The sequence below is a fragment of the Pseudomonas sp. G11-1 genome, assembly GCF_024031555.1.
GTDB lineage: Bacteria > Pseudomonadota > Gammaproteobacteria > Pseudomonadales > Pseudomonadaceae > Halopseudomonas > Halopseudomonas bauzanensis.
Genome location: NZ_QEYQ01000005.1, coordinates 20,991 through 39,963, shown reverse-complemented (window position 1 = coordinate 39,963; position 18,973 = coordinate 20,991). Strand labels below are relative to the sequence as shown.

The following is an 18,973-nucleotide window of genomic DNA, read 5'->3' as shown; positions in this document are numbered from 1 at the left end:
CAGGCACTCCCGAACTAATCTATGGTCTATGGGCAGTATCGCATAACAAGGACAGGGAAAAATTCAATGGCATATGCAGACACACACAGCAAAGCAGTAGGTTATCTGCTGTGGATATTCGGTTTCATGGGCGCCCACCGTTTCTACTACGGCAAGCCGTGGACCGGTACCCTCTACTTCTTCACCCTCGGCTTGTTCTTCATCGGCTGGATCGTTGACCTGTTCCTGATTCCAGGCATGGATCGGCAGGCCGATCAGCGGTTTCGCAGCGGCCGGATCAATTTCAACCTGACCTGGATCCTGCTGACCTTCCTCGGGATCTTCGGCGCCCACCGCCTGTACATGGGCAAGTGGATCACCGCCATCATCTACTTCTTCACCGGCGGCCTGTTCCTGCTGGGCGTGCTCTATGACTACTGGACGCTGAACGAGCAGATCTCGGTCAAGAACATGGAAAAGGCCTGGTAATCACACCGGGTCGTTGCGCGTAAGCAGCTCATCGGGAAGATGCACTATCCAGTCTTCCTGCTTGGGCGGCATCTGCAGGTGATAACCCTGGTTTTTCAGATTGTCGAGTACCTGCAGTATGTCTTCCCGCGCCAGCTTGCGCTCTTCGGTGAGCACCATGTCCATGGCGTGCTCGGGCTTGCCGAACAGTTTCAGCAATTGCTCGGGCACCTCACGGGTGCCCTTCTCGCGCGGCACATACAGATACATGCCCTGCTTGCGCGGGCTGCGGTAGATCGAACACAGCATCTTCATGCGGGTTGCCCCTTGCTGGAAAATTGATTGGCCAGGGCCAGCAGTTCATCACCCATCAACTCGCGCCGCCAACCGCTCAGCTCTGCAGGCAGAGTATAGGGCCCGCAGGGATAGCCGGTGCGCACCATGGCTTCGAGCACCTTCTTGCGCAGTACGATTTCGCTGGCCATGCCCAGTCGCTCGGCATGCCGCTGCCCCACCTTGCGCAGATTCTTCAGCAGTCGGTTGGCATCAGCCGGCAAGGGTTCGGGCATCGGCGCGGGCCAGTTCTCCGGCGGTACCGCCAATCCCTGCTGGATCAACTCAATGATAGTCTGGCCATCGTGCCGTACGGTGCGCGGATGCATGTCCTCCAGGCGGGCCAGTTGCTGCAGGGAATCCGGCTGACGTTGCACCAATGGGCACAAGGTCGATTCGCGCAGCAGACGATTGCGTGCCTGATCCCGTTGCCGCGCCTCGCGTTCGCGCCAGTCGCACAACACCTGCAAGATGGCCAGCTCCGCGGGCTTCAGCCGCCAAGCCTGCTTGATCCGCCGGTAGGCTTCAGCCGGTTCCATGATGGTTCGCGCATTGGCCACCAGCTCGGCAGTATCCTCCAGCAGCCACTCGGTCAGCCCTGCTGCCTCGATACGTGGTGCCAGTATCTGATAGACCGCCGCCAGGTAAAGGGTGTCATCCGCCGCATACTGCAACTGCCGTTCACTCAGTGGACGCTGCAACCAGTCGGAACGGGTTTCCTCCTTTGCCAGCTCAACGCCCAACAGATTGCTGACCAGCCGGGAATAGCCCATGGAAAAGTCCATGCCCAGAAAGGCCGCAGCCAGTTGCGTATCGAACAGCGGCGCCGGCAACGCGCCGCACAGGTGCTGAAAGACTTCCAGGTCTTCGCTGCAAGCGTGCAGCACCTTGACGACGTCAGGACTCTCCAGCAACGCAACCAGTGGCGACCAGTCAGTGATCGTCAACGGGTCGATCATGTAGGTCCGCGCACCATCGCCGATCTGAATCAATCCGGCGATGGGGTAAAAGGTTTCAGTACGGACAAACTCGGTGTCCACGGCCACGAAGGGTAATTGCAGCCATTGTTTGCACCAGTGAGCCAGCACGGCGTCCTGGTGGATCATGAGAGGGCGGGCCTCAGTTGTCATAAATTCGGTTCCTTGACCTGATCACACAGTATAACCGACCGACTCCTCGCCGCGGTCTGCAACTTTAGCCGGATGTGTCGCTCGTCACTTGTTTTTACTGAGTATTTTTCTCCGCAAGGGTCAAGATTGATACGTATCAACCGATACAGAACCTAGTAGCCCTAGAATGCCTGCGCACGGCAGCGGCAATTATCAGTTCTCAGGAGTCAAAATGGCGTTTTTTCAACACCTGCAGCTCAAGTACAAGTTCTGGGCTGTCAACAGCGTCACCTTTGTCAGCACCATGCTGCTGGTTCTCGTCGCGCTCTGGGTAGAACAGGACCGGATTCACGAACTGCGCCAGGAACTGGCCCGAGAGATACTCACTCAGCCCCAGACCGGCACGCAGTTGACCGGGCTGCGCTGGTTGCCGGCAGGTAACACCGCAGCCACCGCCACCGGCGCGGCGACCTGGCTGCCGCCAGAGCAGTTGTCGATATCGCAAACAACCGATGCCATGCATGGCGCCTGGTTGATCAATCAGGGTGGCGAGGCGCGATTGCTCGGGGTTGAGCGGCAGGGCTATATCGCTCTGCTGCTGGACCGTGCCCCCCTCTATGCGATAGTGGTGCTGGCGTTGATGCTGGGCGTACTGATGGTGTCTCAGCTGCTCATCTCCTTCATCACGCGCAACCTGCTGGCACTGCGCGATGTCATGCTCACCGTGCAGGAAACCGGTGATCTCACGCTGCGCGCGCCGGTGGTATCGCGGGATGAGGTAGGCGCCATGGCGCAGACCTTCAACGCCATGCAGAGCGCCCAGCAAGAGGTTGTGGGCACCGTGCGTCAGGCCGCCAGCCAGCTGGAACAGGGCACCGATGAAATGGCGCGCCTGATGAGCAGCGTCAAGGATGGCATGGTTACCCAGCAAGGCGAAACCGATATGGTCGCTGCCGCGGTCAACGAGATGAGCGCCACTGTGCAGGACATTGCCGGCAACAGCGCCGTCACCCGGGATCAATCCACCCAGGCGGATGCCATGGCCCGGGAAGGCCGCGATCAGGTATTGCGCGTCAGTCAGACGATCACCGGACTGGCCACCAGCATTGAACGCTGCACGCAGCATATGCAAAAACTCGAAGGTCACAGCCAGGAAATCAGCGGCGTGGTACGAGTGATCCGCGACATTGCCGAGCAGACCAATCTACTGGCCTTGAATGCCGCCATCGAAGCCGCACGGGCAGGCGATTCCGGGCGTGGCTTTGCCGTGGTGGCGGATGAAGTGCGGGCCCTGGCCCAGCGGGTACAGAACTCCACCGATGAGATCCAGCGCATGATCGAGGCTCTGCAGGGTGGCACCCATGATGCGGTGGCGGACATGCAGGATAGTGCACGCCTCACGCACGAATCGGTCGAGCAAGTGGAACAGGCGGGCTCGTCGCTGGCGGATATTACCGCCTCGGTGAGTCAGATCAGCAACGGCAACAGTGAGATCGCCTCTGCTGTCGAGCAGCAGAGCGAAGTTGCCGAGTCCATTACCCAGAGTGTCATCCAGATTCGGGATGTGACCGAACAGACGGTCATGCAGACGGTGCAGAGCGCGGCCACCAGCGAACAGCTGGCCGCCCTCGCCCATCAACTGACCGCCGCGGTCGGACGTTTGAAATCCTGATATCCAAGCTCCCGTCAGCCGCCGCTGGCGGGAGCCCATTGGATCACTGCAACGCAATTCGCTCGCGGTTCTTGTCGATGGTAGCAGGGCCGATTCCCTTGACCACGGTAAGTTGGTCAACCGATTCGAATCCGCCGTTCTCTTCCCGATAGGCAACAATGGCCTCTGCCTTGGCCAGACCGATACCGTTCAGGGTCTCGGCTATTTCCGCAGCGCTGGCATTGTTGATGTTGACTGTCACCAGCGGTTCAGCAGGGATTTCCGCGAACGCAGGTACCACAGACCAGGCGGTCAGACAGAGGATGACGGCAGCAAGAATATTTTTCATGGGTCTTTCTCCTTGGATAAATGAATACCGCACTTCAAGGGAGAAAAACCGGACAACGATCGAATGATTACGCGCTTCCCTGCGGCTGCAGAGCAAAGTACGCGCAACGCTACGCTAACAAAAGCCCCAGCAGCCGGATTTGTGAAAGGACTCTCAGTTCTGCCGCCAACTATATATATACGACAGACGCGGGGCTAGTAAGCCGACAGCAGTGATGGCATTATGCCTCATGTTAGTCTCTACCGGAAAAGGATGACCTCAGTGGACGACGCCATCCCGCTGTTGGTATGCGACGATTCAAGCATGGCCCGCAAGCAACTGATCCGCAGTCTGCCGGCGAACTGGCCGTTCCGGGTCAGTCAGGCGGAGAACGGTGTGCTCGGCCTGGAGCTGATTCGCAGCGGCCGCGGGCGGATAGTATTGCTCGACTTGACCATGCCCGAGCTGAACGGCTTCGAGGTGCTCGCCCGCGTGCGGGATGAAGGCCTGCAGGCTGAGGTAATCGTCATTTCCGGCGATGTTCAGGAAGAAGCGATACGCCGCGCCCGCGCGCTCGGCGCCCGGGCCTTTCTCAGAAAGCCGGTGGCCGCACCGGAACTGGAAGCCGCCCTGCTCGCCCTGGGCATGAATCCCGCCCCGGCAGCGCTGCAACACCATTCACAGCATCCGCTCCCCTCGGTCAGTTTCCATGACGCCCTCCGGGAGCTGTCCAACATTGCCATGGGCCGCGCTGCGGAGCTGCTCGGGCGGGCATTGAAAGTATTTGTCCACCTGCCAATACCCAACGTCAACCTGCTGGAACCCGGTGAGTTGCAGATGGCGCTAAGCGACGCCCAGGGCAATCAGCAAGTCTCGGCCATCTGCCAGGGTTATATCGGTGGTGGTGTCGCTGGCGAAGCGCTGTTGATCTTCCATGATTCGGCCATCGCCGATGTGGCCGGCCTGCTGGATACCAAACTGGACGCCAGTTCCCATCCGGAGCTACTGCTGGACCTTGCGGCAATCATCACTGGTGCCTGTCTCAATGGTCTGTCCGAGCAGTTGGGATTGCAGCTGTCGCTGGGGCATCCATTGTTGCTCGGTCAGCACTGCACCATCGACGAGCTGATCCGCCTCAACCGCCCGCGCTGGAAACAGACCCTGGCGGTGGAGATCAGCTACGGCCTGGAAGACCACGACATCCACTTCGACCTGATGCTGTTGTTCACCGAAAGCTCGGTGGAACGATTGCAGCAGCGAGTCGAGCTGCTGCTCTGATGACTCTCATGCAGGACGACCCGTCATGACCGCTCCCCTTGATATCAGCGAACTTCACTGGATGCTCGACATTGTCCAGAGCATCGACGTCGGCGTGGTGGTGCTGGATCGCGATTACCGGATCCAGGCCTGGAACAGCTTCATGGAAAACCACTCCGGCCGAAATGCCAGCCAGGTAGCCCGGCAATCGCTGTTCGAGCTGTTTCCCGAAATTGATCGGCCCTGGTTCGCTCACAAGGTGGAAACCGCCGTCATGCTGGGCACTCGCGCCTTCACCATCTGGGAGCAGCGCCCCTATCTGATGCGGTTCAAGAGCTATCACCCGATTACCGGCCTGGCAGATGTGATGTACCAGAATGTGACCATCCTGCCACTGCGCGCGGTCAGCAACAGCTCGGACCATGTCTGCCTGATCATCTATGACGTGACCAACGCGGCGGTCAACCGGTTGCAACTGGAGACGGCCAATACCCAGCTGCGCACCCTGGCCATTCATGACGGTCTGACTGGCCTGCTCAACCGGCATCACTGGGAGACCTGTCTGGAGCATGAGTTCGCCCGGCATACCCGCTACAGCAGCCCGGCCAGCCTGGTGCTGTTCGATATCGACCACTTCAAGCGACTCAATGACAGCTATGGCCACCGGGCAGGTGACGAAGTCATCCGCCAGGTGGCCGGAGTAACTCGGCAGATGGCTCGCGAAACAGATCTGGCGGGGCGCTACGGCGGTGAGGAGTTCGTGGTTCTGCTGCCGGATACCGATCTGGTCGGCGCCGGTCAGTTTGCCGAGCGGCTACGCAGCAGCATCGCGCAGCTGCAAATCGATCATGAGGGCCAGCCGCTGTCCTGCACCGTCAGCGTCGGCATTGCCTGCATTAATAGCGAGACGACAAGCTATCACATGCTGATCGAAGAGGCGGACCAGGCGCTGTATCAGTCCAAGTCCGCCGGGCGCAACCGCATCACCTTGAATGAAGCAGGCACGCTCGTCGGACACTGAGCCCGGCGAGCATGCCGACTGGGTCAGCTCCCGGCCGCGTCCAGTCCGCGCTGCAGATCAGTACGCAGATCCGCGACCTCTTCCAGTCCGACCGCCAGCCGGATCAAGCCTTCGCGAATGCCCGCCGCTTCCCGCGTTTCCGCGCTCAGACGGCCATGGGTGGTACTGGCCGGGTGAGTGATGGTGCTTTTGGCATCGCCGAGATTGGCGGTGATGGAAATCAGCCGCGTGGCATCGATGAACCGCCACGCCGCCTCACGCCCACCCCGAACCTCGAAGCTGACTACCGCACCGAAGGCTGATTGCTGCGCCTTGGCCAGTTCATGCTGGGGATGGCTCGGCAGGCCGGCGTAGTACACCCGCTCGACCTGCGGCTGTTGTTCCAGCCACTGGGCCAGCTCCAGCGCCGCAGCACAATGGGCCTGCATACGCAGGCGCAGGGTTTCCAGGCCCTTGAGAAAGACCCAGGCGTTGAACGGACTCAGGGTTGGTCCGGCAGTGCGCAGAAAGCCGACCACTTCCTGCATGTGCTCCTTGCGCCCGGCCACGACACCACCCAGACAACGCCCCTGCCCATCGATGTATTTGGTGGCAGAGTGAATGACGATATCGGCCCCCAGGTCCAGGGGCTTCTGCAATGCCGGCGTGCAGAAACAATTATCCACTGCCAGCAGCGCGCCCTGCTCCTTCGCCACCGCCGCCAGACCGCGGATATCCACCAGCTCGGCCAGCGGGTTGGAGGGTGACTCGACGAAGAACAGGCGGGTGCTGGGTTTGCAGGCGGCGCGCCAGGCGTCCAGATCAGCCAGAGTGACGTAGTCGACTTCCACGCCGAAACGCTGGAAGTACTTGTCGAACAGGCTGACCGTGGCGCCAAACACACTGCGCGAGACCAGAATATGATCGCCAGCGCTGCACAGACTCATCACCGTGGCCAGAATGGCCGCCATGCCGGAGGCTGTGGCCACCGCCTGCTCGGCATTTTCCAGCGCTGCAATACGCTGTTCGAAGGTGCGCACGGTGGGGTTCATGTAACGGGAATAGACGTTACCGACCCGCTCACCGGAAAAGCAGGCCGCGGCATCGCTGGCGCTGCGAAACACATAGCTGGAGGTCAGGAACAGGGCTTCGCCATGTTCCGCTTCCGGGCTGCGTTGCTGCCCGGCACGTACCGCCAGGGTGTCGAAGCCGGCATCCTGCAGATCACTGTCCAGCCGCCCGGGTTCCCAATCGGATATCATCTCTTGTCTCCGCGCTGATCAGTTGTTGTGCAAGCCAATCTGGGCGTTTTCGACATCGACTATCGCCTTGGCTGCATCATTACGCGACTGTTCAATCCGGCCGAGATAGGCTTCGTTGATATCGCCCGTCACGTACTCACCATTGAACACCGAGCAATCGAAATCGGTGATTGCCGGATTGCCTTCGCGCACCGCCTCGACCAGATCTTCCAGATCCTGATAGACGAGCCAATCGGCGCCGATCAACTCGCCCACCTCTTCTGTGGTCCGGTTGTGCGCAATCAGCTCGTGGGCCGAGGGCATGTCGATGCCGTAGACGTTCGGATAGCGCACCGCCGGTGCCGCAGAACAGAAATAGACATTTTTCGCCCCAGCTTCACGGGCCATCTGAATGATCTGCCGGCAGGTGGTGCCGCGGACGATGGAGTCATCCACCAACAACACGTTCTTGCCACGGAACTCCAGCTCCATGGCGTTGAGCTTCTGGCGCACCGACTTCTTGCGGGCAGCCTGGCCGGGCATGATGAAGGTGCGGCCGATATAACGGTTCTTGACGAAGCCCTCGCGGAACTTCACGCCCAGGTGATTGGCCAGCTCCACCGCCGAGGTCCGGCTGGTGTCGGGAATCGGGATCACCACATCGATGCCGTGATCCGGATGTTCGCGCAAGATCTTCTCGGCCAGTTTCTCACCCATGCGCAGGCGTGCCTTGTACACCAGCACCCCATCGATGATGGAATCGGGGCGAGCCAGATAGACATGCTCGAAGATACAGGGTGCATAGGTCGCGTCGCTGGCGCATTGGCGAGTGAATATCTCGCCGTTCACGGTAATGAACACCGCTTCGCCGGGTGCCAGGTCACGAATGGTCTCGAAGCCGAGCACGTCCAGAGCAACACTTTCCGAGGCGACCATGTATTCGACGCCCTGCTCGGTTTCACGCTTGCCATAGACGATCGGGCGAATCCCGTGGGGATCACGGAAGCCGACGATGCCGTGGCCGGTAATCATTGCCACCGCGGCATAACCACCACGACAGCGATCATGCACCGTGCGCACCGCATTGAAGATGTCTTCTTCGGTTGGATTCAACTTACGCTCGCGGGCCAGCTCATGGGCGAACACATTGAGCAGTACCTCCGAGTCGGAGTTGGTATTGACGTGGCGCAGGTCGGACTCGTAGAGCTCCTTGGACAGTTGCTCGACGTTGGTCAGGTTGCCGTTGTGCGCCAGGGTGATACCGTAGGGCGAGTTCACATAGAACGGCTGCGCCTCGGCCGAGGTCGAAGAACCGGCCGTCGGATAGCGCACATGCCCCAGCCCCATGGTGCCGATCAGGCGCTGCATGTGTCGCTGATGAAAGACATCCCGCACCAGACCGTTGTCCTTGCGCAGGAACAGTCGGTCATTGTCGCAGGTCACGATGCCGGCGGCGTCCTGGCCGCGATGCTGCAGGACGGTCAAGGCATCATAGAGCGCCTGATTGACGTTCGACTTGCCCACTATGCCAACAATGCCACACATGCCTAAACACCTTTTCGTTGAATTTGAAGAAGTACCGGCGGATATTCACGCCGGTTTCAGCGGCCGACGAAGCCGAGAATCAGATTTTTTGACCAGTCGGCCACCAGCAGAAAATGAGGAATGAGTGCTGACTCACGCCACCAGGCATCCGCCTGGACCGGCGCCAGACTGAGCAGACCGACAGCCACCACCACCAGCAAGGCACCGCGCGCCGCGCCGAATACCATGCCCAGAAAACGATCGGTACCGGTAAGACCGGTTACCAGCACCAACTGGCCGATCAGGTAATTGATCAGACCACCGAGAATCAGCGTCAGCACAAACAGAATGGCGCAGGCCGTGATTACCCGGATGGACGGCGTGGCAATGTAATCAACCAACAGCTCGGCCAGCGCGCCGCCGAACATCCATGCAACCAGTCCGGCAATGATCCAGCTCAGCAGGGACAGTGCTTCCTTGACGAAGCCGCGGGTCAGACTGATCAGAGTGGAAACGGCAATTACGGCGAGTATCACCCAGTCTACGCCGGTCAATGTCACGGTCAGGTATCCAATAACGAAAAACGTATTCTACCAGAGCCCCGCGGCACACCGAAACCGGCAATCAACAACAACTGCATGACATTCGAAACAGCTGCAGGCGCATGCACGCTACCTGCAGCCATCCCCGGCAGATCAACGAGCGCGGTTGCTGTCGTCATGGGCCAGGATGAGGCCCTTGTTCTGGTGCCGGCGCTGCAGTTCGTCACGCACCCGCGCGGCCGCCTCGCGGCTTTCAAGCGGGCCAACATAGACCCGCACAATGGTCTTGCCATCGGTCTGTGCGGAACGGGTATAGGCATTGTAGCCCTGACCGGCCAATGTCTTGCGGAAGCCTTCAGCGTTATCGACGCTGGAGAAGCTGGCCTGCTGGATCACCCAGCCACCGCTGGTGGCCGGCACCGGGGCAGCGGGCTGCTCGGCTGGCGCCGGCTCAGGCTCGGCGGCAGGTGCAGCCGGCTCGGTCACTACCGGCACGGGCTCGATCGACGCGGTGTCGGGCAGCGGCGTGGCTGGGGGCTCATCCGCCGGCGCTCCAGCGGACTGCGGAATCTCGGGTACCGGTGCCGGCTCGGGCAGGCTCGGCGGAGTCGCAGCGGCAATCTCGCGCTCATCCAGAACCGGGGGCTCCGGCACATCCACCTGCACCTGCTCGGTCTCATCCTGTCCGGACAATAACATTGGCAGGAATACCACCGCTGCCACTACCAACACCAGCGCCCCGATGATGCGTTGCTTGAGGCCTTCGTCCATTATCTGTCTCCGCCGCTCTGTTTGTTCAGCCAGAGTATGGCCTCGGCGACGCAGAAAAACGACCCGAACACGACGATTTTTTCATCAGCGGCACTGTGATCCAGCTGCCAGGCAATCGCCTCACCGATGGTCGTGAAGATCCCGGTGCGCTCGCCTGCCTCGTCCAGTTGCGCCGCCAGGGACTGCGCATCCCGCGAGCGCGGCGTTGGCAGTGGCGCTACCGCCCAGGAACCGAACTGGCCCCGCAGGGGCTGCAGGATGCCATCCAGATCCTTGTCCGCCAGCAGACCGAATACCGCATGCTGGCGAGCCGGCGCCGCCGCCAGATGAGCAGCCAGGAAACCTGCCGCCTGCGGGTTGTGCCCGACATCAAGCAGCAGCTCCCGCGCCCGGCCGCCCCATTGCAGCGAGCGCCGATCCAGGCGGCCCGGCACGAAGGCTGCAACCAGCGCCGCGGCAATCTGCTCGTCGGGCATATCCAGCCCCGCAGCCCAGAAGGCCTGCACCGCTGAACTCAGGTTATCCCGGGGCAGACGCACCGGCGCTACGCTGATGTCCCGCCGAGTCTGGGCTGCATCGAGCCCGAATAAGCGCCAATGTCCGTCACTGCCATCCGTCCAGCCATAGTCCCGGCCACGCTGCAGCGTGGACACATCGAGCAACCGCACCTGCTCCAGAAAGCGTGGCGGCAGATCGGTTTCCGAGCAGACCAACGGCCGCCCATGGCGCAGGATGCCGGCTTTCTCGTAACCGACCGAATCGCGACTGTCGCCCAGATAATCGCTGTGGTCCAGACCGATACTGGTGACTACCGCCACATGGGCATCGATTACATTGACCGCATCCAGGCGACCGCCCAGGCCTACTTCCAGCACCACGGCATCCAGCCCGGCCCGCTTGAACAGCCAGAGCGCCGCCAAGGTGCCAAACTCGAAATAAGTCAGGGAGATATCACCACGTGCCTGATCGATAGCGGCAAAGGCCGCACACAGATCGGCATCGCTGACCGGCTGGCCATCAATGCTGACACGTTCGTTGTAAGCGATCAGATGAGGGGACGAGTAACAGCCGCTGCGCCGTCCGGCATGGCGCAACAGGCTGTCCAACGCCGCACAGGTGGAACCCTTGCCGTTGGTCCCGGTAACGGTAAACACCAGCGGTGCCGGGTCCAACACCTGGAGCCGGGTAGCCACTTCGGCCACCCGGTCCAGGCCCATGTCGATTTCCGCAGGATGCAGGCGCTCGAGCCGCGCCAGCCAGTCGGCCAGCCCCAGCTCGGCCATCAGATGCTGGCCACTTCGCCGTCTGCGGCCGGCAGGTCGGTGCCGACAACGGCCGGTGCCGGCTGGTTGGTCAGCATGGCCAGAATACCCGCCAGGCGATCACGCATTTCGTGGCGCGGGATGATCATGTCCAGGGCACCATGATCAAGCAGGAACTCGCTGCGCTGGAAGCCGGCCGGCAGCTTCTCGCGTACCGTTTGCTCGATCACTCGCGGACCGGCAAAGCCGATCAGTGCGTTGGGCTCGGCGACGTTCAGGTCACCCAGCATCGCCAGACTGGCCGATACACCGCCGTAGACCGGGTCGGTCATGACTGAAATGAAGGGAATCCCCTCTTCCTTCAGTCGCGCCAGCGCCGCGCTGGTCTTGGTCATCTGCATCAGCGAGAACAGCGCCTCCTGCATCCGCGCCCCGCCCGAGGCTGGGAAGCAGACATAGGGAATACGCTCGCGCAGGGCAATCTCGGCACCGCGCACGAAACGCGCACCGACCACGCTGCCCATGGAACCGCCCATGAAGTTGAACTCAAAGGCACTTGCCACCAGCGGCATGCCCTTGAGGGCGCCCTGCATGACCACCAGCGCGTCCTTCTCGCCGGTCAGCTTCTGGGCTGCAACCAGGCGGTCCTTGTATTTCTTGGTATCCCGGAACTTGAGCTTGTCGACCGGCTCGAGCTCTGCGGCAATCTCAGTACGGCCATCGGCATCCAGGAAAATATCCAGACGGCGCCGGGCGCTGATCCGCAGATGGTGGCTGCACTTGGGGCAAACCTCCAGATTCTTTTCCAACTCGGGGCGGTACAGCACGGCGTCGCAGGACGGGCATTTACGCCACAGCCCTTCGGGCACACTGCTCTTCTGCGCCTCGGAACGCACGATGGAAGGAATCAGTTTATCCACCAGCCAGTTGCTCATTGCCAATCCTTATCTGTTGTCTGCTTCACCAAAATGTACGAATGCGCTGTCGCTCAGCGATCCATGGCTGCCCGCATCTCGCGGATGACGGCAGTGATGCCGGCACGGGCCTGCTCGGGCTCGCCGACATGGGCGGCAATCTGGTTGACCAATACCGAGCCCACCACCACCCCATCGGCCACGCCAGCCACGGCGGCAGCGGAGGCACCATCACGGATACCAAAACCGACACCGATCGGCAGATCGGTGACAGTACGCAGCTGCGCCAGCTTGTCTGCTACTTCGGTGACGTTCAAGGCAGCCGATCCGGTCACACCTTTCAGTGAAACATAATAGACATAACCACTGGCGTGCTCGCAGATTTTGCGCGCCCGGGCCAGGGTCGTGGTCGGTGCCAACAGGAAAATGCAGTCCAGACCGTGCTCACGAAACAGCGGAGCGACTTCCTCGGCCTCTTCCGGTGGCAGATCCACGGTCAGCACGCCATCGATACCTGCTGCTGCGGCCTCCCTGGCGAAGGTTTCGTAACCCATGCGCTCCATGGGGTTCAGATAGCCCATCAGTACCACGGGGGTAGTCTGGTTGGTGGTGCGGAACTCGCGCACCATCTCCATCACCTGGCGCAGGCTGACGTTGTGCGCCAGTGCCCGCTCCATGGCCAGCTGGATAACCGGGCCGTCGGCCATCGGATCGGAAAACGGAATGCCCAGCTCGATCACATCGACGCCGGCCTCGACCAGCTCGTGCATCAGCGGCAGGGTCATTTCCGGGTTTGGATCACCGGCCGTGACGTAGGGGATCAGCGCCTTGCGACCGGAGGCGCGCAAGGCATCAAAACACTGTTGAATTCGGCTCATACCACCCTCTTCAAACGCTGATGCCGTCAATACCGGCGACCGTATGGATGTCCTTGTCGCCCCGACCGGACAGGTTCACCACGATGATCTGGTCGGGACGCATGGTCGCCGCCAGTTTCATCGCGTAGGCCACCGCGTGACTGGACTCCAGCGCCGGCATGATGCCTTCGACCAGAGTCAGCTCACGGAAGGCGGCCAGGGCCTCGGTATCGGTGGCATCGACATAGTTGACCCGTCCCACATCCTTCAGCCAGCTGTGCTCTGGCCCCACACCCGGATAATCAAGACCGGCGGATACCGAGTGGGTCTCGATGATCTGGCCGTTCTCGTCTTCCATCAGGTAGGTGCGGTTGCCATGCAGTACGCCGGGGCGACCGGAGGCCAGCGGTGCTGCGTGGCGGCCGGTCTCCAGACCATCACCACCGGCTTCAACGCCGTACATGGCGACATCCTGGTCTTCCAGGAAGGGATGGAACAAGCCGATGGCGTTGGACCCACCACCGACGCACGCTACCAGTGCGTCGGGCAACCGGCCGGCCTGGGCCAGGGATTGCTCGCGGGCCTCACGACCAATCACACACTGGAAGTCACGCACCAGTTTGGGATAGGGATGCGGGCCGGCCACCGTACCGATGATGTAGAAGGTATCGTCGATATTGGTGACCCAGTCGCGCATGGCCTCGTTCATCGCATCCTTGAGTGTCTTCGAGCCCGAAGTAACCGGAATCACCTCGGCGCCCAGCAGCTTCATGCGATAGACGTTGAGCGCCTGACGCTTTACGTCTTCGGCTCCCATGTAGACCTGGCACTTCAGACCCAGGCGCGCGGCTACAGTCGCAGTGGCAACCCCATGCTGGCCAGCGCCGGTCTCGGCAATCACCCGGGGCTTGCCCATATGCTTGGCCAGCAGCGCCTGGCCGATGGTGTTGTTCACCTTGTGCGCGCCGGTATGGTTGAGGTCTTCGCGCTTGAGCCAGATCTGCGCCCCGCCGACCTTGGCGCTCAGGCGCTCAGCGAAGTACAGCGGCGATGGACGACCGACATAGTGCGCCAGGTCGCGGTCGAACTCAGCCTGAAACTCGGGGTCCCGGGACAGCTTTTCATACAGGGTTTCGAGTTCCTCGAGCGCATCCATCAGCGTCTCGGAGACGAAGCGACCGCCATAGGGGCCGAAGTGGCCACGCTGGTCGGGGACGCTCGCATAATCGATGGGGTTTGAATCAGCCACGCTTCACCTCATGAACAAAAGCGTTGATTTTGTCGATATCCTTGATGCCCTTGGTGGCCTCGACGCCGCCACTGACATCCACCGCCCAGGGCGCGGTCAGATCGATGGCCTGGCGCACATTCTGCGACTGCAGGCCACCGGCAAGGACCAATGTCCAGGACCGCTGGGCAGGAATCATGGACCAGTCAAAGGTCTCTCCGGTGCCACCCGGCACGCCGGGCTTGTAACTGTCCAACAGGATACCGCTGGCACCCGGCCAGTTGGCCGCCAGGGCATCCAGATCGTCGCCCGGGCGGACCCGAACGGCTTTGATATAGGGCCGCGCAAAGCGCTGGCAGAAGGTATCGGGCTCGTCACCATGAAACTGCAGCAGGTCCAGCGGCACCTGGTCCAGCACCGCACGGATGGTCTCCTCCGCCGCATCGACGAACAGGCCCACTGTAGTGACAAAGGGCGGCAGCGCCTGGACGATGGCCCGGGCCTGCTCGATGCTCACCGCTCGCGGGCTGCCAGCATGGAACACCAGACCGATGGCATCAGCCCCGGCCCCGGCTGCTGCCAGAGCATCCTCGACCCGGGTGATGCCACAGATTTTGATACGCGTCATAGGCAAGTGATGACCCTGAATCGGTAAAGCAGACGATAGTAGCAGATCGATTACGGGGCGTCAGTCGTCCAGCTCATTGAGTGCCGAGAGAAAGTGCGGCCCCAGGTAGCGCTTGGGTAGATCAAAGTGCTCGGCGTAGGTCACATCCACCAGATACAGGCCATAGGCTGGCGCAGTCAACCCGCCGGTATGCCGGTCTCGCGCTTGCAGAATTTCCCCGGCCCACTCGATCGGTCGCTCACCACAGCCAATCTGCATTAACACCCCGGCAATGTTGCGCACCATGTGATGCAAGAAGGCATTGGCCCGGATATCCAGCACGATGAACTTGCCAAAACGGACCAGCTTCAGGTGATGGATCTTCTTGATCGGCGACTTGGCCTGGCAGGCTGTAGCCCGGTAAGAGGTAAAGTCATGTTCGCCGACCAGCACCTGGGCTGCCTCCTGCATGCGCTCGATATCCAGCGGCCGGTAGTTCCAGGTTACCTCACGGCCCAGCTGCGCCGGACGCACCGGGTCGTTATAGATCACATAGCGGTAGCGTCGGGCCATTGCCGAGAAGCGCGCATGGAAATCCAGCCCCACCGGCTTGGCCCAGACAAAGCTGATGTCATGGGGCAGATTGGCGTTGGCGCCGTGAAACCAGTTCGTCGGCTCGCGACGGGCACTGCTGTCGAAGTGGATGATCTGGCAGGAGGCATGCACCCCGGCATCGGTGCGCCCGGCGCAGAACAGCTGAATTGGATGATTGGCTACCCGCGACAGTGCTTTCTCGACTTCTTCCTGAACACTGCGCACGCCAGGCTGCTGACGCTGCCAGCCGCGATAAGCCGTCCCGCTGTACTCAACACAGGCTGCCACTCTTGAAACAACAGCGGCCGCCTCGGGGGCGGCCGCATCTACAGGTGTACTACTCATTTATCAGCCAAGTTGCCCCATCAGTTCCCGAGCATCCTGCTGCTGTTGCTGAGTCCCTTCTTCGACCACTTCGGCAAGGATATCACGTGCCCCTTCCTCATCGCCCATGTCGATGTAGGCGCGGGCCAGATCCAGCTTGGTGGCACACTCATCGGTATCCGACAGGAAGTCGAAATCGTCGTCGTCCAAGTTCTCGGCTGGCATGGAGCCCTCATTCGGGGTGGTCGAAAACTCATCGTGCCCAGCTTCGCCGCTCACCTGGGCCGCATCGTTGTTCATCGCTGATTGCAGCTCTGCTTCGAAACCAGCCAGGTCGTCATCGGTCAGGGCGAAACTGCTGTCATCCGGCTCGGCTGCAGCCTCACGGGAATCGTTATCGGCACCGGCCAGGCTCATCGCCTCGAACTCGGCCAGCAGGTTGTCTGCCTGCAGCTCATCATCCAGCGTCAGCTCGAATTCATCGAGCTGAGCCGAAGATACCGGCTGTTCGGCCGGCTCAACCGGCGCCGGCTCGACGGCAGGTTGCGTCGTCGAGTCGGTCTCGGCGAGATCGGTCAGCGCTTCATCCAGCGCCTGATCGGGATTCTCTTCCAGACTCTCGTCCAGGTCGAAATCCAGATCGAAACCGACTTCCTCCGTGCCATCGGCATCGGCCAGCGAGGCAGCAGCCTCTTCTTCCAGGCCGAAGTCGGTAAAATCGAATTCGTCAGCTTCGGCATCCAGCGCCACATTATCATCCACACCGCCCTGGTCGTCGATCGACAGCGACTCGGCCGGCTCCGCCTGCTCGTCATCTGCCATCAACGCCGCGCCAGTCACCAGACCAGCAGCCATCAGCGGGTAACGGGCATTCATCAGCTCCACGGCAGCGTCATCCATACCCATGCGCCGCAACGCCTCAGCCTGGGCCGCATAGCCTTGCGGATTCTCGCGCAGCGCTTCGACTTCCATCATCTTCAGTCGCAGATCGGTACGCTCGGGCTCTTCATGAATGGCTGTCTGCAGCGCTTCTGCAGCCTCGTCCAGCTTGCCATAGGCAATCAGGGCGTCCGCTTCGACCAGCGGGTCGCGCGCCAGATCCATATCATCAGCCGCGTCGGTCTGCGCCCCAGCCAGGGCTACATTGAAGTCACTGCCTTCGCTGCCAGCATCGGTGTTGTCGCCGGCGAGCGCCGACTGGGCGATGAAGCTATCCGCCAGTTCAGCTTCCCGTCGCGCATTGCGTCGGGCGACCGCCATCAGAATCAGCAACAGGACCAGCAGCGCAACCGCGCCAGCGCCCAGCAACAGGCTCTGGTTCTGCATGAACCGCTGCAGCAGCGCCTCGGGTGAGCCGCTGTCCATCCGCGGCTGTTCGCTAACTGGCGCTACAGGAGCGGGCTGCTCCGGCGCAGTATCACCCGGGCCGCCAGACGGCTGTTCATTGGCGGGTGTGGCCACCGGCGCCACAGCCAGTTGCTCCTCACTGGCATCAGTCTCGTCGCTTGCCTCTTCGCCATTCCCGGCAGGCTCGGCGTCGGTTTCCATGTCGGCCGACGATTCAACTGGCTCTTCCGGCAATGTTTCGACCGGCGCAAGGCTTTCTTCCAGAGCTGTTTCCGCGCCGCCTTCCTCGGCGGGCACCGGCAGGACATCAGGCAACTCGCCGTTGCCGCTCAGCTCCTGCTGCAGGGCTGCCAGCTGGGCATCCTTGAGTTCGAGCAGACGTTGCAGCGTATCCAGCTGCCCTTCCAGATCGGCCAACCGATCGGTGAGCTCGTCCTTCTCCCGCTCGGTGGAGTCCAACTGTTCCTTGGTGCGGTCCAGCGCGTCGCGCAGCCCGCCGTTTTCGCCGTCGGCGGCCGAGTCGGTATTGGTCTCGCTGGCCTCATCGGTGCCGGAAACCAACCGCAGGGAGTCCTCATTGCTGCTCTGTGAGGGCGCCGGGCCAGCCGCGTCCCGCTCGCGAGCATCAAGCTGCCGCGCTGTGGGCTCGCTGGCTGGCGCACGGTTGCGCCAGGAGGCTGTCTGGCTGGCCACCTCGGCCACCGCCTCGGCATGACTGCGAGCGGCTGCCTGCTCGGCGGTCGGCAGGTTCAGCGTGTGGTTGGCACGAAGGTTGTTGATGTTGTTGCCGCTGAAGGCAGTAGGGTTGATGTCCTGGATAGCCAGCATGGTCTGCTGGACACTGGCACCCTGCGGCCGGCTCTTCAGGGCGATTTCCCAGAGCGTGTCGGCATGATTGGTTTTCCATTCGCCGGAGGCCTGGCCCGCAGGCTGACGCGGCGCGGCGGTGCGTGGCGTCTGGCTGCCCGCGGCGGCAGCCGAGGCTGGTTGGCCCGGCGCCGGGCGTACGATATCACCAGTTGCCGGGGTCGCCGACCGGGCAACCGGCGCGCTGGCGGTAACCGGCGTCGGCTGGTACAGCGGCGGGTCCAGCAACAGGGTGAATTCACGCAGCACGCGACCGGACGGCCAGCGCACTTCCATCAGGAAGTTCAGGTAGGGTTCCTTGACCGGCCGGGTCGAGGTCACTTTGATAACGGCCTTGCCGTCCGGCCTGACCACTGGGGTAAAGGTCAGGTCGGTGAGAAAGAACGAACGTTCGATGCCGGCCTTGCCGAAGTCGTCGGGCGATGCCAGCAGCGGACGGATCTCGCTACTCGACAGATCGCGCACCTGCAGCAGTTCAATTTCGGCTTCCAACGGCTGATTCAGGGCTGAGCGCAGGTTGATCTCGCCAACCCCCAGCGCCTGGACCATATTGGATGACATCAGGGCACTAGCTGCGGCGACAGCCAAAACCAGTTTACGAACCATAGCGAAGATCCTTTGCTTTATCGTTTTACACGCGTCCATGAACCCCATTCCCGCCCACCGGTTCAGGATATCGCTGAAAAACACCTGCGCTCTATAAGCGGCGTTTCCAACGCACCCTGACTCCCCACCGGCAATCGACAATCTGAAAACAAGTCGAACTCAAA

Annotated in this window: 18 protein-coding genes; 4 read left to right on the top strand and 14 right to left on the bottom strand. The window is 61.6% G+C overall.

Annotated elements, in window-relative coordinates:
* Positions 1-66 precede the first annotated feature (66 nt).
* Positions 67-468 (top strand): NINE protein, encoded by a 402-nt coding sequence (locus tag DHB74_RS14080; protein WP_036989612.1) that lies wholly within the window; start codon positions 67-69, stop codon positions 466-468.
* On the opposite strand, the gene DHB74_RS14075 is transcribed toward DHB74_RS14080, so the two are convergent.
* Positions 469-762, bottom strand: a complete 294-nt coding sequence (locus tag DHB74_RS14075) for a YcgL domain-containing protein (RefSeq protein ID WP_074778477.1) — start codon at positions 760-762, stop codon at positions 469-471.
* Positions 759-1,910: a ribonuclease D gene (gene rnd, locus DHB74_RS14070; RefSeq protein ID WP_074778475.1), complete on the bottom strand. Its 1,152-nt coding sequence runs from the start codon at positions 1,908-1,910 to the stop codon at positions 759-761. Before rnd ends, DHB74_RS14075 begins: the two co-directional genes overlap by 4 nt.
* A gap of 211 nt (positions 1,911-2,121) precedes the next feature.
* On the opposite strand from rnd, the gene DHB74_RS14065 reads away from it, so the two are divergent.
* A complete protein-coding gene (locus DHB74_RS14065; protein ID WP_499161756.1) occupies positions 2,122-3,561 on the top strand; it encodes a methyl-accepting chemotaxis protein in 1,440 nt (479 codons plus the stop codon).
* 43 nt (positions 3,562-3,604) lie between these two features.
* Here the strand turns inward: DHB74_RS14065 and DHB74_RS14060 are convergent, their stop codons facing one another.
* Positions 3,605-3,889 (bottom strand): ComEA family DNA-binding protein, encoded by a 285-nt coding sequence (locus DHB74_RS14060; RefSeq protein WP_036989606.1) that lies wholly within the window; start codon positions 3,887-3,889, stop codon positions 3,605-3,607.
* Between the two features lie 261 nt (positions 3,890-4,150).
* Here DHB74_RS14060 and DHB74_RS14055 point away from each other — a divergent pair, with 261 nt between their 5' ends.
* Together DHB74_RS14055 and DHB74_RS14050 are read left to right on the top strand one after the other, a co-directional pair.
* Positions 4,151-5,146 carry a response regulator gene (locus DHB74_RS14055; RefSeq protein ID WP_407920266.1) on the top strand — a complete coding sequence of 332 codons (996 nt, stop codon included), beginning with the start codon at positions 4,151-4,153 and terminating at the stop codon, positions 5,144-5,146.
* Positions 5,147-5,171: 25 nt separating this feature from the next.
* Positions 5,172-6,146 (top strand): GGDEF domain-containing protein, encoded by a 975-nt coding sequence (locus DHB74_RS14050; protein ID WP_499161755.1) that lies wholly within the window; start codon positions 5,172-5,174, stop codon positions 6,144-6,146.
* Between the two features lie 23 nt (positions 6,147-6,169).
* Here DHB74_RS14050 and DHB74_RS14045 read toward each other — a convergent pair whose 3' ends face one another.
* From DHB74_RS14045 to DHB74_RS13995, 11 genes are all read right to left on the bottom strand, one after another.
* Positions 6,170-7,387, bottom strand: a complete 1,218-nt coding sequence (locus DHB74_RS14045; protein WP_499161754.1) for an O-succinylhomoserine sulfhydrylase — start codon at positions 7,385-7,387, stop codon at positions 6,170-6,172.
* An 18-nt stretch (positions 7,388-7,405) separates the two neighbouring features.
* Complete coding sequence (gene purF / locus DHB74_RS14040; RefSeq protein ID WP_036989601.1) at positions 7,406-8,911, bottom strand: amidophosphoribosyltransferase; 1,506 nt, start codon at positions 8,909-8,911, stop codon at positions 7,406-7,408.
* A gap of 56 nt (positions 8,912-8,967) precedes the next feature.
* The gene (locus tag DHB74_RS14035; protein ID WP_074778469.1) at positions 8,968-9,450 is read right to left on the bottom strand and encodes a CvpA family protein; all 483 of its coding nucleotides are present in this window, start codon (positions 9,448-9,450) and stop codon (positions 8,968-8,970) included.
* Positions 9,451-9,585: 135 nt separating this feature from the next.
* On the bottom strand, positions 9,586-10,203 hold the full coding sequence (locus DHB74_RS14030; RefSeq protein WP_036989598.1) for an SPOR domain-containing protein: 618 nt from the start codon (positions 10,201-10,203) through the stop codon (positions 9,586-9,588).
* A complete protein-coding gene (gene folC, locus DHB74_RS14025) occupies positions 10,203-11,486 on the bottom strand; it encodes a bifunctional tetrahydrofolate synthase/dihydrofolate synthase (protein WP_280164206.1) in 1,284 nt (427 codons plus the stop codon). The genes DHB74_RS14030 and folC overlap by 1 nt, the downstream gene beginning before the upstream one ends.
* Positions 11,486-12,400 (bottom strand): acetyl-CoA carboxylase, carboxyltransferase subunit beta, encoded by a 915-nt coding sequence (gene accD, locus DHB74_RS14020; protein WP_499161753.1) that lies wholly within the window; start codon positions 12,398-12,400, stop codon positions 11,486-11,488. Before accD ends, folC begins: the two co-directional genes overlap by 1 nt.
* A gap of 53 nt (positions 12,401-12,453) precedes the next feature.
* A complete protein-coding gene (gene trpA, locus DHB74_RS14015) occupies positions 12,454-13,257 on the bottom strand; it encodes a tryptophan synthase subunit alpha (RefSeq protein ID WP_036989596.1) in 804 nt (267 codons plus the stop codon).
* 10 nt (positions 13,258-13,267) lie between these two features.
* Entirely contained in the window at positions 13,268-14,485 is a 1,218-nt protein-coding gene (gene trpB / locus DHB74_RS14010) for a tryptophan synthase subunit beta (protein ID WP_036989595.1), read from the bottom strand.
* The gene (locus DHB74_RS14005; protein WP_136869526.1) at positions 14,478-15,098 is read right to left on the bottom strand and encodes a phosphoribosylanthranilate isomerase; all 621 of its coding nucleotides are present in this window, start codon (positions 15,096-15,098) and stop codon (positions 14,478-14,480) included. The genes trpB and DHB74_RS14005 overlap by 8 nt, the downstream gene beginning before the upstream one ends.
* 54 nt (positions 15,099-15,152) lie before the next feature.
* Entirely contained in the window at positions 15,153-16,010 is an 858-nt protein-coding gene (gene truA / locus DHB74_RS14000; RefSeq protein ID WP_036989592.1) for a tRNA pseudouridine(38-40) synthase TruA, read from the bottom strand.
* Between the two features lie 3 nt (positions 16,011-16,013).
* A complete protein-coding gene (locus DHB74_RS13995; RefSeq protein WP_499161752.1) occupies positions 16,014-18,764 on the bottom strand; it encodes a motility hub landmark protein FimV in 2,751 nt (916 codons plus the stop codon).
* Between the last annotated feature and the right edge of the window lie 209 nt (positions 18,765-18,973).

Bases quoted from the DNA above. Each gene is read 5' to 3' on its own strand.
- DHB74_RS14080 (WP_036989612.1), top strand. From the start codon at position 67: ATGGCATATGCAGACACACACAGCAAAGCAGTAGGTTATCTGCTGTGG.
- DHB74_RS14075 (WP_074778477.1), bottom strand. From the start codon at position 762: ATGAAGATGCTGTGTTCGATCTACCGCAGCCCGCGCAAGCAGGGCATG.
- rnd (WP_074778475.1), bottom strand. From the start codon at position 1,910: ATGACAACTGAGGCCCGCCCTCTCATGATCCACCAGGACGCCGTGCTG.
- DHB74_RS14065 (WP_499161756.1), top strand. From the start codon at position 2,122: ATGGCGTTTTTTCAACACCTGCAGCTCAAGTACAAGTTCTGGGCTGTC.
- DHB74_RS14060 (WP_036989606.1), bottom strand. From the start codon at position 3,889: ATGAAAAATATTCTTGCTGCCGTCATCCTCTGTCTGACCGCCTGGTCT.
- DHB74_RS14050 (WP_499161755.1), top strand. From the start codon at position 5,172: ATGACCGCTCCCCTTGATATCAGCGAACTTCACTGGATGCTCGACATT.
- DHB74_RS14045 (WP_499161754.1), bottom strand. From the start codon at position 7,387: ATGATATCCGATTGGGAACCCGGGCGGCTGGACAGTGATCTGCAGGAT.
- purF (WP_036989601.1), bottom strand. From the start codon at position 8,911: ATGTGTGGCATTGTTGGCATAGTGGGCAAGTCGAACGTCAATCAGGCG.
- DHB74_RS14030 (WP_036989598.1), bottom strand. From the start codon at position 10,203: ATGGACGAAGGCCTCAAGCAACGCATCATCGGGGCGCTGGTGTTGGTA.
- folC (WP_280164206.1), bottom strand. From the start codon at position 11,486: ATGGCCGAGCTGGGGCTGGCCGACTGGCTGGCGCGGCTCGAGCGCCTG.
- accD (WP_499161753.1), bottom strand. From the start codon at position 12,400: ATGAGCAACTGGCTGGTGGATAAACTGATTCCTTCCATCGTGCGTTCC.
- trpA (WP_036989596.1), bottom strand. From the start codon at position 13,257: ATGAGCCGAATTCAACAGTGTTTTGATGCCTTGCGCGCCTCCGGTCGC.
- truA (WP_036989592.1), bottom strand. From the start codon at position 16,010: ATGAGTAGTACACCTGTAGATGCGGCCGCCCCCGAGGCGGCCGCTGTT.
- DHB74_RS13995 (WP_499161752.1), bottom strand. From the start codon at position 18,764: ATGTCATCCAATATGGTCCAGGCGCTGGGGGTTGGCGAGATCAACCTG.